Origin of the sequence: Cyanobium gracile UHCC 0281, assembly GCF_034931305.1 — a bacterium.
GTDB lineage: Bacteria > Cyanobacteriota > Cyanobacteriia > PCC-6307 > Cyanobiaceae > Cyanobium > Cyanobium gracile_A.
In genome coordinates this window covers 39,681-52,878 of the sequence record NZ_JAYGHY010000015.1, presented here as the reverse complement: position 1 = coordinate 52,878, position 13,198 = coordinate 39,681, and the positions used below count along the sequence as shown (strand labels likewise).

Annotated in this window: 13 protein-coding genes; 6 read left to right on the top strand and 7 right to left on the bottom strand. The window is 68.5% G+C overall.

Annotated features, from left to right (window positions below; all coding sequences use genetic code 11):
- The coding region (gene dusA, locus VB739_RS06855) for a tRNA dihydrouridine(20/20a) synthase DusA (RefSeq protein WP_323356348.1) at positions 1–907 on the bottom strand (907 nt) is incomplete at its 3' end.
- A 39-nt stretch (positions 908–946) separates the two neighbouring features.
- On the opposite strand from dusA, the gene VB739_RS06850 reads away from it, so the two are divergent.
- Positions 947–2,236: an NAD(P)/FAD-dependent oxidoreductase gene (locus tag VB739_RS06850; protein WP_323356347.1), complete on the top strand. Its 1,290-nt coding sequence runs from the start codon at positions 947–949 to the stop codon at positions 2,234–2,236.
- Here the strand turns inward: VB739_RS06850 and VB739_RS06845 are convergent.
- From VB739_RS06845 to VB739_RS06835, 3 genes are read right to left on the bottom strand one after another with little or no spacing between them, the layout of a single operon-like run.
- Positions 2,218–3,468 carry a type II secretion system F family protein gene (locus tag VB739_RS06845; RefSeq protein WP_323356346.1) on the bottom strand — a complete coding sequence of 417 codons (1,251 nt, stop codon included), beginning with the start codon at positions 3,466–3,468 and terminating at the stop codon, positions 2,218–2,220. The genes VB739_RS06850 and VB739_RS06845 overlap by 19 nt on opposite strands.
- Before the next feature lie 56 nt (positions 3,469–3,524).
- Positions 3,525–4,604: a type IV pilus twitching motility protein PilT gene (locus tag VB739_RS06840; protein ID WP_323356345.1), complete on the bottom strand. Its 1,080-nt coding sequence runs from the start codon at positions 4,602–4,604 to the stop codon at positions 3,525–3,527.
- A 5-nt stretch (positions 4,605–4,609) separates the two neighbouring features.
- Positions 4,610–6,067 (bottom strand): GspE/PulE family protein, encoded by a 1,458-nt coding sequence (locus tag VB739_RS06835; protein ID WP_323356344.1) that lies wholly within the window; start codon positions 6,065–6,067, stop codon positions 4,610–4,612.
- 111 nt (positions 6,068–6,178) lie between these two features.
- Here VB739_RS06835 and grpE point away from each other — a divergent pair, with 111 nt between their 5' ends.
- From grpE to rsgA, 4 genes are read left to right on the top strand one after another with little or no spacing between them, the layout of a single operon-like run.
- A complete protein-coding gene (gene grpE / locus VB739_RS06830) occupies positions 6,179–6,895 on the top strand; it encodes a nucleotide exchange factor GrpE (protein ID WP_323356343.1) in 717 nt (238 codons plus the stop codon).
- Positions 6,895–8,019 (top strand): molecular chaperone DnaJ, encoded by a 1,125-nt coding sequence (gene dnaJ / locus VB739_RS06825; protein ID WP_323356342.1) that lies wholly within the window; start codon positions 6,895–6,897, stop codon positions 8,017–8,019. Before grpE ends, dnaJ begins: the two co-directional genes overlap by 1 nt.
- Positions 8,016–8,261 (top strand): sulfurtransferase TusA family protein, encoded by a 246-nt coding sequence (locus tag VB739_RS06820; protein ID WP_323356341.1) that lies wholly within the window; start codon positions 8,016–8,018, stop codon positions 8,259–8,261. Before dnaJ ends, VB739_RS06820 begins: the two co-directional genes overlap by 4 nt.
- A complete protein-coding gene (rsgA, locus tag VB739_RS06815; RefSeq protein WP_323356340.1) occupies positions 8,251–9,303 on the top strand; it encodes a ribosome small subunit-dependent GTPase A in 1,053 nt (350 codons plus the stop codon). Before VB739_RS06820 ends, rsgA begins: the two co-directional genes overlap by 11 nt.
- Here the strand turns inward: rsgA and VB739_RS06810 are convergent.
- Genes VB739_RS06810 through murC form a run of 3 tightly spaced genes read right to left on the bottom strand, consistent with a single transcriptional unit; the run spans position 9,278 to position 11,981 of the window.
- Positions 9,278–9,619, bottom strand: a complete 342-nt coding sequence (locus VB739_RS06810) for a YbaB/EbfC family nucleoid-associated protein (RefSeq protein ID WP_323356339.1) — start codon at positions 9,617–9,619, stop codon at positions 9,278–9,280. The genes rsgA and VB739_RS06810 overlap by 26 nt on opposite strands.
- 27 nt (positions 9,620–9,646) lie before the next feature.
- Positions 9,647–10,540 (bottom strand): UDP-N-acetylmuramate dehydrogenase, encoded by an 894-nt coding sequence (murB, locus tag VB739_RS06805; protein ID WP_323356338.1) that lies wholly within the window; start codon positions 10,538–10,540, stop codon positions 9,647–9,649.
- 4 nt (positions 10,541–10,544) lie between these two features.
- Positions 10,545–11,981 (bottom strand): UDP-N-acetylmuramate--L-alanine ligase, encoded by a 1,437-nt coding sequence (murC, locus tag VB739_RS06800; protein WP_323356354.1) that lies wholly within the window; start codon positions 11,979–11,981, stop codon positions 10,545–10,547.
- Positions 11,982–12,161: 180 nt separating this feature from the next.
- Here murC and VB739_RS06795 point away from each other — a divergent pair, with 180 nt between their 5' ends.
- Positions 12,162–13,184, top strand: a complete 1,023-nt coding sequence (locus VB739_RS06795; protein ID WP_323356337.1) for a type I glyceraldehyde-3-phosphate dehydrogenase — start codon at positions 12,162–12,164, stop codon at positions 13,182–13,184.
- Positions 13,185–13,198: the final 14 nt, after the last annotated feature.

The window sequence follows — 13,198 nt, the reverse complement described above, 5'->3', positions numbered from 1 at the left end:
GCCAGCCGCGCCAGCCGCGCGCCCCGCTGACCCCTTCCACCACCTGCACCAGGTGTCGGGCGATCGGCCACAGCCGTCCGCCCGCCGTGCACCAGCGCTCGGCGTGGGGCAGCACACCCCGGAGCACCGTCGAGGCCCGGGCCTCCTCGGCGCCCCCATCCCCGAAGATCTGCCGGTCCACCCCCGCCCAGCGCAGGGGATGGGCGTAGGCGGCTCTGCCCACCATCACCCCATCCACCCAGGCCAGCTGCTCCTGGCAGGGTGCCAGCTCCTCGAGGCCGCCGTTCAGTTCGATCCGCAGCGCCGGGCGCTCCCGTTTGAGGCGGTGCACCAGATCCCAGCGCAGGGGTGGCACGGTGCGGTTCTGCTTCGGATCGAGGCCGTTCAGCCAGGCCTTGCGGGCATGGACGGCGAAGCGGGCGGCGCCGGCCGCGGCCAGGGTGTCCACGAAGGCCAGCAGTTCGGCGTAGGAATCCCGCTCGTCGATGCCGATGCGGTGCTTCACCGTCACCGGCAGGGGCGTGGCCGCCGCCATCGCCGCCACGCAGCGGGCCACCCGCTCCGGCTCCGCCATCAGGCAGGCCCCGAAGCGGCCCTGCTGCACCTTTTCGCTGGGGCAGCCCAGGTTGAGGTTGATCTCGTCGTAGCCCCAGGCGGCCCCCATCCGGGCGGCCTCCGCCAGCAGCTCGGGGTCGTCGCCCCCCAGCTGCAGGACCAGCGGGTGCTCGATCGGATCGAACCCCAGCAGCCGTTCCAGCCGCTGCTGCCGTTCCCCCATCCGGGAGGCGGAGCCGTCCCGGGCGATGTGGTGCAGCGCCCGGGCCACCACCATCTCGGAGTACAGCAGGCAATGCCGGCTGACCTGCCGCATCAGCACCCGGAAGTGCCGATCGGTGCAGTCCAGCATGGGCGCCACACTGAAGCGGTAGTTGTGCTCCATCGCCCCATGCTGCCCAGCCGTGCCTCCGTGGTGGTGGTGGGAGGTGGTCCGGCGGGCTTCATGGCCGCCATTGCGGCGGCCGAAGCGGCCGGAGGCCGCTTCCCCGGGGGCGTGCTGCTGCTGGAGTCCACCCCCGAACCGCTGCATAAGGTGTTGATCAGCGGCGGTGGTCGCTGCAACGTCACCCACGCCTGCTGGGATCCGCGGGTGCTGGTGGATCACTATCCCCGTGGCGGCAAGGCCCTGCGGGGGCCCTTCTCGCGCTTCGCCACCGGCGACACGGTGGCCTGGTTCCAGGCCCACGGCCTCCAGCTGGTGGAGGAGCCCGACGGCCGCCTGTTTCCCCGCTCCAACCGCTCCAGCTCGGTGGTCGACACCCTGCGCCGGGCGGCGATCGCCGCCGGGGTGGGGCTGCACACGGCCCAGGCGGGCCAGACGGCCCAGGCCCTCCCCGACGGTGGCTTCCGGCTGCGGTTGCGCTCGGGGGCCGAGCTGGTGGCCGAGCACCTGGTGCTGGCCACGGGCAGCCACCCCAGCGGCCACCGCATCGCCGCCTCCCTGGGCCATGGCCTGGTGACGCCGGTGCCCTCCCTGTTCACCCTCACCCTGGCCGACCACCCCCTGGTGGAGCTGGCCGGGGTGGCCATGGACCCGGTGCAGCTGGAGCTGCTGCTCACGCCCCTGCCGGGAATCGCCGCCACCACCGCCACCAAGCCCCAGCGGCAACGGGGGCCGGTGCTGATCACCCACTGGGGCCTCAGCGGTCCGGCCACCCTGCGGCTCACGGCCTTCGCCGCCCGCGCCCTGCGGGAACGCCGCTACCGGGCCGAGCTCCGGGTCGACTGGACCGGGGGCCGCAAGCCAGCAGAGCTGGAGGGGTGGTTCGCCGATGCCCGCCGCGAACAGGCCCGCCGTCAGCTTGGCAACTGGCGCCCCTGGCCCGATCTCAGCCGCCGCCTCTGGCTGCACTTGCTGGCCCTGGGAGGCGTCGACGCCAGCCTGCGCTGGGCCGATCTGCCCCGCCGCAGCGAGCAGGCCCTGGTCACCGCCCTGCGGGACAGCCGCTACCAGATCTCAGGCCGGGGACCCTTCGGCGAGGAGTTCGTGACCGCCGGTGGCATCCCCCTGGCGGAAGTCAACCTGGCCACGATGGAGAGCCGGGTTCAGCCGGGGCTGTTCCTGGTGGGGGAGCTGCTGGATGTGGATGGGGTGACGGGTGGTTTCAACTTCCAGCACTGCTGGAGTTCGGGCTGGCTGGCGGGGCAGGCGCTGGCGGCTCAGCGCACGTGCTCGTAGATCGAGAACATCGGCAGGTACATCGCCAGCAACACTGATCCGACGATGATGCCCACCAGCACGATCATGGCGGGCTCAAGCATGGAGGTCATGGCTTTCACCATGGTGGTCACCTCGTCTTCGTAGAAGTCGGCCACCTTGGAGAGCATGGCGTCCATCTCGCCGGTTTCTTCACCGATGGCGAGCATGTTGACGGCCATCTCCGGGAACACATTCTTCATCCGCAGGGCGGCGCTGAGCGGCATGCCTTCACTCACCTCATTTTTGCAGGAAATGATGGCATCGGAAATCACAGCATTGGTGGCCGTTTCCCTCACGATCTCCAGGGAAAGAAGAATCGGAACCCCAGCCTTGGAGAGGGAGCTCAGGGTGCGGCAGAACTGGGCACTTGCCGTTTTTACGAGCAGCTCCCCGAACAGGGGCAGCTTCAGCAGCAGGCCATCGATCTGACGCCGCCCGATCGGCGTTTTGTAGGTAGCCACCACCCAGAAGGCAAAACCCACCAGACCCCCGAGCAGGATCAGGGCCTTCCAGGAGCGCAGAAACTCACTGAGGTTGAGCATCAACTGGGTGAACAGGGGCAACTCTGCTCCCAGCTGATCGAAGACGCTGGAGAAGGTCGGGATCAGGAAGATGGTCATGCCCAGGAACACCGCGATCGCGATCACCAGCACCGTGACCGGATAGCTCATGGCCCCCTTGATCTGGTTCTGGAGCTTGGCGTTGTCCTCCAGCAGCTTGGCCAGGCGCTTGAGGGTGTCGTCGAGGACGCCGCCGGCTTCGCCCGCCTCCACCAGGGCGATGCTGAGGTTGTCGAACACCTTCGGCCAGCGGCGCATGGAATTGCCCAGGCTGTCGCCCTGGTTCACGTCCTGGGTCATGCCGGCCAGGGCCAGGCGCATCTTTTTCGAGCGCTGCTGCATCCGCATCAGGTCGAGGCTGCGCAGGATGGGCACGCCCGCGTCCACCAGGGCGGAGAGCTTGTTGGCGAACAGGGCCTTGTCCCGGATCGTCACCGGGCCCTCCAGCAGGTCCGCCAGGCCGCTGAAGGAGGAGGTCGCTTTCTTGGCGCCCCCCTGGGGAATCTTCGGCGCCTCTTTGCGAACCAGGGTGTTCGGCAGGATGCCGCGGCGGCGAAGCTCCCGCCGGGCCACTGAAGGGTTGTCCGCCGTCAGCGTGATCTCCCGGCGTTGGCCGGACTTGGTGGTGTACGTGACGACGAAGGCGGTCATGGCGGCGCTCGGGTGAAACGGGTATCGGCGTCCGGTGGAAGGGGATCAGGGAACCATCATCGGTCGAGAAGCCGCACGAGTTCCTCGGGTTTGGTGGTTTTCAGCAGGGCCTCATCGCGGCTGACCCGGCCGTCCTCCACCAGGTTCGCGAGGGCGCGCTCAAGGGTCTGCATGCCCTGGCTGGCGCCGGTCTGGATCTGGGAATAGAGCTGGGAGCTCTTGCCTTCCCGGATCAGGTTGGCGATGGCCGGGGTGTTGATCATGATTTCCTGGGCCATCACCCGGCCGAAGGCGCCGTTGGAGGTGGGCTCGGCGCTCCTGCAGAGGGTCTGGGAGAAGACCGCCAGCAGACTGGCGCTCAGCTGCACCCGGATCTGGGTCTGCTGGCCGGCGGGAAACACATCCACCATCCGATCCACGGTCTGGGAGGCGGAGCTGGTGTGCAGCGTCCCGAAGACGAGGTGGCCGGTTTCGGCGGCGGTGATGGCCAGTTGGATTGTTTCCAGGTCGCGGAGTTCCCCCACCAGGATCACATCGGGATCTTCCCGCAGGGCTGCTCGCAGGGCATTGGAGAAGCTGCGGGTGTCCTCATTGAGTTCCCTCTGGTGAATGATCGACTTGTTGTTCCTGTAGGTGAACTCGATCGGATCCTCAATGGTGAGGATGTGCTCCGAACGGGTGGCATTGATGTGCTCGATCAAGGAAGCCAGGGTGGTGGTCTTGCCGGAGCCGGTGGGACCGGTGACCAGGACGAGACCCTTGGGTTTGTTGCTGATCTCCTCGACGATCGGCGGCAGCCCGAGTTTCTCCAGGCTGGGGATCGAGTTGCCAAGCGCCCGCAGGCAGGCCGCATAGGTGCCCCGCTGGCGGTAGACATTGATGCGGAAACGGGCGACACCCTTGAGGCCGTAGGAGCAGTCCAGCTCCCAGTTCTGCTCGAGATTCTTGCGCTGCGCGTTGTTCAGCAGGGAGAAGATCAGGCGGTTGCAGCTTTCCTCGCTGAGCTTCGTGTTCTGAATGATGGGCCTCAGCTGACCACTGAAACGGCCGTAGGGGGGATTGCCCGCGGAGAGGTGCAGGTCGCTGCCTCCGGCCTTCACCAGCTCCTGCATCAGGTCTTCGATCAGAAGGTCCATTCCGCTCAGTTCCTAACGGTCAGACAGTAGGGACATTCCAACCATTCGTCCTCCAGTCCGGCCCCACAGCTGCGGCAGGTGAGGGTGCTCAGGGCCCGGGCCCTCCGTTCTGATTCCAGGCCGGTGTCGGTGAGCAGCATCCGCTCCACTTCCTCGAGGGTGGTCAGCCCCTGCCGCACCAGGTCGAGGCCGTAGCCCAGGAGGGTTTTCATGCCGCTTTCCAGGGCCAGACGCCGCAGCTCCTCGGTCGTCGCCCGCTTGGCCACGGCGGCGGAGAGCGTCTCATTCATGCGCAGGATCTCGTAGACGCCCACCCGACCCTTGTAGCCCCGGCCCTGGCAGGCGCTGCAGCATCCCTCCGAGCCGGGAGACACCGTGTTGGCGTGATAAAACGAAATCTCGCTTTCATCAGAAGCCACCAGGCCGAAACGAGCCAGCTCGACATGGTTGGGGTGGTACGGGACCCGGCACTCGCTGCAGAGTCGCCGCAGCAATCGCTGGGACACCACCCCCAGCAGCGATGCGCTCACCAGGAAGGGCTCCATGCCCATCTCATCGAGCCGGGCGAAGGCGCTGGCGGCGTCGTTGCAGTGCAGGGTGGTGAGCACCAGGTGGCCCGTCAGGGCCGCTTCGATGGCGGTGCGGGCGGTTTCCAGGTCGCGGGTCTCTCCCACCAGCAGCACGTCCGGGTCCTGCCGCATGAAGGCGCGCAGGGCCGAACTGAAGTCGTAGCCCTTTTCCCGGTTCACCTGGGTCTGGGTGATCCCCTGGAGGGTGTACTCGATCGGATCCTCGACCGTGGAGATGTTGATCGAGGGTTCGTTGCGCTCTGAGAGCAGGGCGTAGAGGGTGGTCGACTTGCCGGAGCCGGTGGGTCCGGTGACCAGGATCATGCCGAAGGGCTTGGAGCCGATGTCCCGCAGGGTGGCCCTGGCGTCCTCATCGGTGATCAGGCTGTCCAGGCCCAGCTGGGTGGCGCCGCTGTCGAGCAGCCGCAGCACCACCTTCTCGCCGTAGCGGCCTGGCAGGGTGCTGACCCGGAAGTCCATGGTGCGGCCGCGGAAGTTGCGGCGGATCCGACCGTCCTGGGGCATCCGCCGCTCGGCGATGTCCAGGTCGGCCATGATCTTGAAGCGGGAGGTCACCGCCGGGATCAGGGTGCGGGGCAGCTTGTCGATGCTGCGCAGGACGCCGTCCTGGCGGAACCGGACCAGCAGGCCATCCTCCTGGGGCTCAACGTGGATGTCACTGGCACCGGTGGTGAGCGATTCGATCAGAATCCGGTCCACCAAACTCATCACCGGGGAGATCCCCTCGCCGGAGCTGCTGGCTTCGAGGTCCTCGGTTTCCGGTGCGATCTGCCCCTGCGGCGTGGCGGCCTGGCCCAGATCGAGACCGCGGAACAGGGACGTGTGCTCCGCTCCGGTGACCTGCGGACGCTGGGTGAGACCTTCTGATGGCATCGAGGAAAGGATCGGGTGCGAAGCCTGGATCCGAGGTGCGGGCTTCCACCGCTTGTGGAGAGGGCTCCTCGGCATTCAACATAACTGGATCTGACATCCCTGCCAGAACGCATGACCGGAGACATCACTCCCCCCCATGAGGAACGGATCGATCCCCGGGAGGGCGCGGTCGACGCGGCCCGGGTGGATGGCCTCCTCGAGACCCTGCAGGCGACCGCCGATGGCGACGCCGACGCCACCGCGGCTGATCCAGGCTCCCAGCGGCCCCCATCCGAAGGGGAACCCGTCGATCGCCTCGGCCAGCTCGAGGCCGAACTGGCCAGCCTGCGCAGCGAAAACGAGTCGCTGCGGGGCCAGTACATGCGCATCGCCGCCGACTTCGACAACTTCCGCAAGCGCCAGAGCCGCGACAAGGAGGACCAGCGCCTGCACATCACCTGCACCACCCTCACCGAGATCCTGCCGGTGGTCGACAACTTCGACCGGGCCCGCCAGCAGCTCAACCCCCAGAGCGAAGAGGCCCAGACCCTGCATCGCAGTTACCAGAACCTCTATAAGCAGTTGGTTGACGTGTTCAAGCAGCTGGGGGTTTCGCCGATGCGGGTGGAAGGGGAACCCTTCGACCCCAGCCTTCACGAAGCCGTGCTGCGCGAACCCAGTCAGGACCATCCGGAGGATGTGGTGATCGAGGAGCTGCAGCGGGGCTACCACCTTGACGGCCGCGTGCTCAGGCACGCCCTGGTGAAGGTGTCCATGGGCCCCGGTCCGGACGGCGGGTCGAGCCCTGCCGAAGCCTCGGCTTCCCCCAGTGAAGGGCAATCCGACTGATGGCCGATTACTACGAGCTGCTCGGTGTCGGCCGGGACGTGGATGCCGACAGCCTCAAGAAGGCCTACCGGCGCCTGGCCCGCCAGTACCACCCGGATGTCAACAAGGATCCGGCCGCAGAGGACCGCTTCAAGGAGATCGGCCGGGCCTACGAGGTGCTCAGTGATCCCCAGGCCCGGGCCCGTTACGACCAGTTCGGCGAGGCCGGCCTGGGTGGGGGCGGTGGCATGCCCGACATGGGCGACATGGGTGGCTTCGCCGACCTGTTCGAAACCTTCTTCAGCGGTTTCGGTGGGGCCGGCGGCGGTGCCGCCGGTGGCGCACGCCGCCGCGGACCGCGCCAGGGCGACGACCTGCGGCTCGATCTCACCATCAGCTTCAGTGAGGCCGTTTTCGGCAGTGAGAAGGACGTCCAGATCCGCCACCTCGAAACCTGCTCCACCTGCAGCGGCTCGGGAGCCAAGGCGGGCAGCGGCCCCACCAACTGTGGCACCTGCGGCGGCGCCGGCCAGGTGCGACGGGCCACCCGCACCCCCTTCGGCAACTTCACCCAGGTGGCACCCTGCCCCACCTGCGAAGGCAGCGGCCAGGTGATCGCCGATCCCTGCTCCGCCTGCGGCGGCCAGGGCCTGCAGCAGGTGCGCAAGAAGCTGCGCATCAACATTCCCGCCGGTGTCGACTCGGGCACCCGGTTGCGGGTCGGCCAGGAGGGCAACGCCGGCCAGCGGGGTGGACCCGCGGGTGATCTCTACGTGTTCCTCACGGTCCAGGCCCACCCGCATCTGCGGCGGGATGGGGTCACGGTGCTGTCGGAGGTGTCGCTCAATTACCTCCAGGCGATCCTGGGCGACACGATCGAAGTGGAGACCGTCGATGGTCAGGAGCCCCTGGAGATCCCCCCCGGCACCCAGCCCGGGGCGGTGATCACCTTGCAGGGCAAGGGGATTCCCCGCCTGGGCAATCCGGTGGCCCGCGGCAACCACCAGTTCACCATCAAGGTGCAGTTGCCCACCAAGCTCAACGGTGAGGAGCGGCAACTGCTCGAGCAGCTGGCCGGACACCACACCAGCAAGGGACAGCGCCACCACCACAAGAGCGGCCTGTTCGGCGGCCTGTTCGGTTGAACGACCCGGTGGCCCTCGATCTGCGGGGCACCGCCTGCCCGGTGAACTTCATCCGGGCCCGCCTGGCGCTCGAAACGCTGCCAACGGGCGGCTGGCTCCAGATCGACCTGGATGGGGGCGAACCGGAGCAGATGGTGGCTGAGGGCCTGCGCTCCGAGGGTCACGCCGTGGAGCTGGTCGTCCCTTCGCCGTTCGCCCCAGAGGACGGGGTGCGGCTACGGGTGCAACGGGATGGGGGCTGAGCCGCTGCCGGGTCGGGTGGTGGCCCTGCAGGCCAACTACTGCCTGGTGGATCTCGATGGGCCCTCCGCGCTCGGCCCAGATGGCCGCCTGCTGTGCACCCGCCGCACCCGCCTCGACAAGAGCGGCCTGCAGGTGTGTGTCGGCGATCGGGTCACGGTGGCGTCCGTTGACTGGCGGGCGCGACGGGGGGCGGTGGTGGGCCTCGAACCCCGCCACAACCTGCTGCAACGGCCGGCGGTCGCCAACGTCAGCCGGGTGGTGGTGGTGGTGGCCCTGGCCGAGCCGGGCCTTGATCCCCTGCAGCTCACCCGCTTCCTGATCACTGCGGAGGCCACCGGCCAGCCGGTGCAGGTGGTGCTGAGCAAGGCCGACCTGCTGCCGGCCGCCGCGGTGGAGGCCTGGTGCCGGCGGCTGGAGGGCTGGGGCTACGCCACGTTGGCCGTGTCCACCTGCACCGGGGCGGGCCTGGCGGCGTTGCGGAGTGATCTGGAGCAGCCGGGCATCGCCGTGCTTTGCGGCCCCTCCGGCGTGGGCAAGAGCAGCCTGCTCAATGCCCTGGCCCCCGCCCTGGACCTCCGCGTCGCCGCCGTGTCCGGACGGCTGCGGCGGGGACGTCACACCACGCGGCATGTCGAACTGTTTCCCCTGGCTCCGGGGGCCCTGGTGGCCGATTCACCGGGCTTCAACACCCCCGCCCTGCCGGGCGATCCCCAGACCCTCGCCGCCGCCTTCCCCGAGCTGCTGGCCCGGCTCAGGGCCTCCCCCTGCCGCTTCGCCAACTGCCGCCACCAGGGGGATCCCGGTTGTGCCATGGGAGGCACCTGGGACCGTCATGGGATCTATGGACGCTGCCTGGAGGAGGTGGAGGCCCTGGCAGGGGCCCGCTGCCGTGGCGGTCAGGGGCGCCAGGAGGAAGGGGGGATGCGACGGCGGGGTGATCGACTCGAGCCCCTGCTCGATCCCCAGCTGCGCCGCTCCTCCCGCAGCACGCGGCGTCAGGCGCTGGAAGGGGAGCTCAGTTCCCCAGACCGGGAAGATTGAGATCCAGGCCACCGGTCAGGGTTTCCATCCGCTCGCGCATGGTGGTGGTGGAGAGCTCGTAGGCGTTGCAGAGGGCCGCCAGCACCGCCGCTTCCACGGTCTCGGCCGGTTCAGCGAGCAGCTCGGGGCTCAGCGCGACCCGCAGCGGCTGCTGGTTGCCGGTCAGCCAGACGCTGGCCCGGCCCTCGGGATCGCTGCCCTGCAGCTCCATCGCATCGAGCTCCTCCTGGAGCTTCTGGGCGTCCTGCTGAATCTGCTGGGCCTTGCGGAAGGCCTCGGTCAGCTGTCCGAAGTTGGGAAGTCCGAAGCCGGCCATGCCAGGTGGTCAACGTAGGGGAGCAGGCTAGAACCCCAACCGTTTGACCTCCGGGTGCAGTTGCACACCGCGGTCCTCCAGCACCCGTTGCTGCACCAACCGGATCAGGGCGTCGATGTCGGCGGCGGTGGCGGAACCGGTGTTGACGATGAAATTGGCGTGGATGGGTGACACCTGGGCATCGCCGACGCTCAGCCCCTTGAGGCCGAGGGATTCGATCAGCTGGCCCGCCTTGAGCGGCTCCGGGTTGCGGAAGACGCTGCCGCAGCTGGGTTGCTGGTAGGGCTGGGTGCTGGTGCGACTCTGCAGGTTGGCGCTGGTGCGGGCCGTGAGGGTGGCCGGGTCGTGGCCTGGCTCCAGGCGGAACCGGGCCGAGAGCACCAGCAGCGGTTCGTCCTGCAGACGGCTGTGGCGGTAGGCAAAGGCCAGATCGGCGGCCTCCAGACGGAAGGGGGACTCGGGCCGGCGGGGATCCAGCACCCACACCGAGGCGAGCCACTCGGCCGTGCAGCCCCCCTGGGCGCCGGCGTTCATCACCACGGCCCCACCCACCGTGCCCGGGATGCCCACCGCCCACTCCAGCCCCCGCAGACCGCTCCTGGCGGCCTTGCGGGCCAGGGTGGGGATCGGTTCCCCCGCCTCCGCCTCCACCCAGCCCTCGCCCGGATCCAGGCGGCTGCCCTGCAGGCGGCGGTTGCAGAGGGTGAGGCCGTCGAGGCCCGCATCGGCGATCAGCAGGTTGGAGCCGGCGCCGATGCAGCGGAAGGGCAGGCCTGCGGCCGCCGCCCAGGCGGCGTGGGCGATCAGGGCCTCCTGGTCGGCAGGTTCGGCGAACCAGGCGGCGGGCCCGCCCACCTTCCAGGTGGTGAACTCCCGCAGGGAGACCGAGGGGCGGGGCTGGCAGGACGGGGCCGCGACCATCCCCTCAGGCCACCAGTGCCGAGGGGCGTTCGTGCCCGTCGAGGGTCCCCAGGCGGTCCCAGAGGCTGTTGACGTCGCCGGCTCCCATGGCCAGCACCAGGTCGCCCGGGCCGGTGCCGCTGGCCACCAGCTCCGCCAGCGCCTCCATGCTGGCGGCGACTGCCACCGGCAGGTCAGGGGCGAGGACCCGCACCGCTTCGGCCAGGGCCGGGCTGGAGATCCCCGCTATCGGGGCCTCTCCGGCGGCGTAGAGCGGCGCCAGCAGCACCGCATCGGCGTGGGTCAGGGCGGCGGCGAAGTCGTCCAGGAACTGGGCGGTGCGGGTGTAGCGATGGGGCTGGAACACCGCCACCAGCCGGCGGGGCACCAACGGCAGCGGGCTGCGACCGCTCTCCACCATCAGCCGGGCCATCGCCAGGGTGGCGGCCACTTCGCTGGGGTGATGGGCGTAGTCGTCGACGATCGCCCGGTCCTGCCACAGGCCACGGCAGTCGAAGCGGCGCCCGGGGGGGCGCAGGCCCGCCACCGCCAGTCGCAGGGTCTCGAAGGGCACGCCCTCGAGGCGGCAGGCCGCCATCGCCGCCACGGTGTTGCTCAGGTTGTGGCGGCCGGGCAGGGGCACCTCCAGGGTGCCCAGGGCCACCCCCTGCTCGTACCAGGTGGCCAGGGTGCCGTCGCCCCGCTCTTCCAGGGGAATGGCGGCGAAGTCCGCCGCCTCGCTGCTGCTGGTGGACCACCAGCTGGCGGCCTGGAAGTGCTCGCGCAGCACCGGGCAGTCCCGGTTGGCCAGCAGGGTCGTGCAGCCGCTGGCGAAGCGCTGCAGGGTGGCCACCAGGGAGGCCAGGTCCGGGTAGTGGTCGGTGTGGTCGAGTTCGACGTTCGTGAGCAACCCGAGCCGGGGTGTGAACTTCACCAGGGAGCCGTCCGATTCGTCGGCTTCCGCCACCAGCAACCGCCCCTGGCCATGGCGGCCGTTGCTGCCGAAGGCCGGCACGATGCCGCCGATCACGGCGGTGGGGTCTTCGCCGACGGCCTCCAGGAGGGTGGCGATCAGGGTGCTGGTGGTGGTTTTGCCGTGGCTGCCGGCCACGGCGATCGAGGCTTGGTCATTGATCAGGGCCGCCAGCACGTCGGAGCGGTGCACGATCGACAGCCCGCGCCGCCTGGCCTCGGCCAGCTCCTCGTTGGCGGCGGGCACCGCCGAGCTGATCACCACCATGGGGGCGCCTTCGGCCGCCATCACCGCAGCGATCGTGGCGGCGGTCTGCTCCTGAAACACCCGCACCCCAGCGGTCCGCAGCCTCTCCAGCACCGGGTTGGGGCGGGGATCGGAACCGCTGACCAGGAAGCCCCGTTCCGCCAGGATCCCCGCCAGGGCAGACATGCCGATGCCACCGGCTCCGATGAAATGGAGCGGCTGACGGCGATCGAGCTTTGGGATCAAGGGGGACTCCAGGCCTTGACGAAAATAACGTCAGGTCCGCCCTCCCCCCGTTGCGGGATACTGCGCTTTGCCGACCGTCCGATCCGGGGCCTGTGGCTGCGGGAAAGAGCAGGACCCCATTTCTGTATGATCGGCAGCCAAAATCCCCCTTGCTAGCGGGTTCCACCGCTTTCTGCCATGACCTTGCGCGTTGCGATCAATGGATTTGGCCGAATCGGTCGGAACTTCATGCGCTGCTGGCTCAGCCGCGGTGAGAACACCGGCATCGAAGTGGTCGGTCTGAACGACACCTCCGATCCGAAGACCAACGCTCACCTGCTCCAATACGACACGATGCTCGGCCACATCCGCAACGCGGAAGTGAGCTATACCGACGACACCATCGTCGTGAATGGCAAGCCGATCAAATGCTTCTCCGATCGCAATCCCCTCAACCTCCCCTGGAAGGAGTGGGGCGTCGATCTGGTGATCGAAGCCACCGGCGTTTTCATTGATCAGAAGGGGGCCGGCAAGCACATTGAGGCTGGCGCCAGCAAGGTGCTGATCACGGCTCCCGGTAAGGGCGAAGGTGTCGGCACCTTCGTGATTGGCGTGAACGCCGACCAGTACCGCCACGAGGATTACGACATCATCAGCAACGCCAGCTGCACCACCAACTGCATGGCGCCGCTCGTCAAGGTTCTCGACCAGAGCTTTGGGATCGTCAAGGGAATGATGACCACCACCCACAGCTACACCGGTGACCAGCGCATCCTCGATGCCAGCCATCGCGATCTGCGCCGTGCCCGTGCCGCTGCGGTCAACATCGTTCCCACCTCCACCGGTGCCGCCACGGCCGTGGCCCTTGTTTACCCGCCGATGAAGGGCAAGCTCAACGGCATCGCCCTGCGCGTTCCCACCCCCAACGTTTCGGTGGTCGACCTCGTCCTCGAAGTCAGCCGCGGCACCACGAAGGAAGAGGTCAATTCCGTTCTTGAGGAAGCCTCCAAGAACGGCATGAAGGGGATCATCAAGTACTGCGATCTTCCCCTGGTTTCCACCGACCACGCCGGCACCGATGAATCCACGATCGTGGATGCCGACCTCACCCTGGTGATGGGCGAGAACATGGTCAAGGTGATTGCCTGGTACGACAACGAGTGGGGCTACAGCCAGCGCGTCGTCGACCTGGCCGAAGTGGTCGCCCGCAACTGGAAGTGAGCTTCAGGTCCGGG

Bases quoted from the DNA above. Each gene is read 5' to 3' on its own strand.
- murB (WP_323356338.1), bottom strand. From the start codon at position 10,540: ATGGTCGCGGCCCCGTCCTGCCAGCCCCGCCCCTCGGTCTCCCTGCGG.
- VB739_RS06835 (WP_323356344.1), bottom strand. From the start codon at position 6,067: ATGCCATCAGAAGGTCTCACCCAGCGTCCGCAGGTCACCGGAGCGGAG.
- VB739_RS06840 (WP_323356345.1), bottom strand. From the start codon at position 4,604: ATGGACCTTCTGATCGAAGACCTGATGCAGGAGCTGGTGAAGGCCGGA.
- dnaJ (WP_323356342.1), top strand. From the start codon at position 6,895: ATGGCCGATTACTACGAGCTGCTCGGTGTCGGCCGGGACGTGGATGCC.
- rsgA (WP_323356340.1), top strand. From the start codon at position 8,251: ATGGGGGCTGAGCCGCTGCCGGGTCGGGTGGTGGCCCTGCAGGCCAAC.
- grpE (WP_323356343.1), top strand. From the start codon at position 6,179: ATGACCGGAGACATCACTCCCCCCCATGAGGAACGGATCGATCCCCGG.
- VB739_RS06810 (WP_323356339.1), bottom strand. From the start codon at position 9,619: ATGGCCGGCTTCGGACTTCCCAACTTCGGACAGCTGACCGAGGCCTTC.
- VB739_RS06795 (WP_323356337.1), top strand. From the start codon at position 12,162: ATGACCTTGCGCGTTGCGATCAATGGATTTGGCCGAATCGGTCGGAAC.
- VB739_RS06845 (WP_323356346.1), bottom strand. From the start codon at position 3,468: ATGACCGCCTTCGTCGTCACGTACACCACCAAGTCCGGCCAACGCCGG.
- VB739_RS06850 (WP_323356347.1), top strand. From the start codon at position 947: ATGCTGCCCAGCCGTGCCTCCGTGGTGGTGGTGGGAGGTGGTCCGGCG.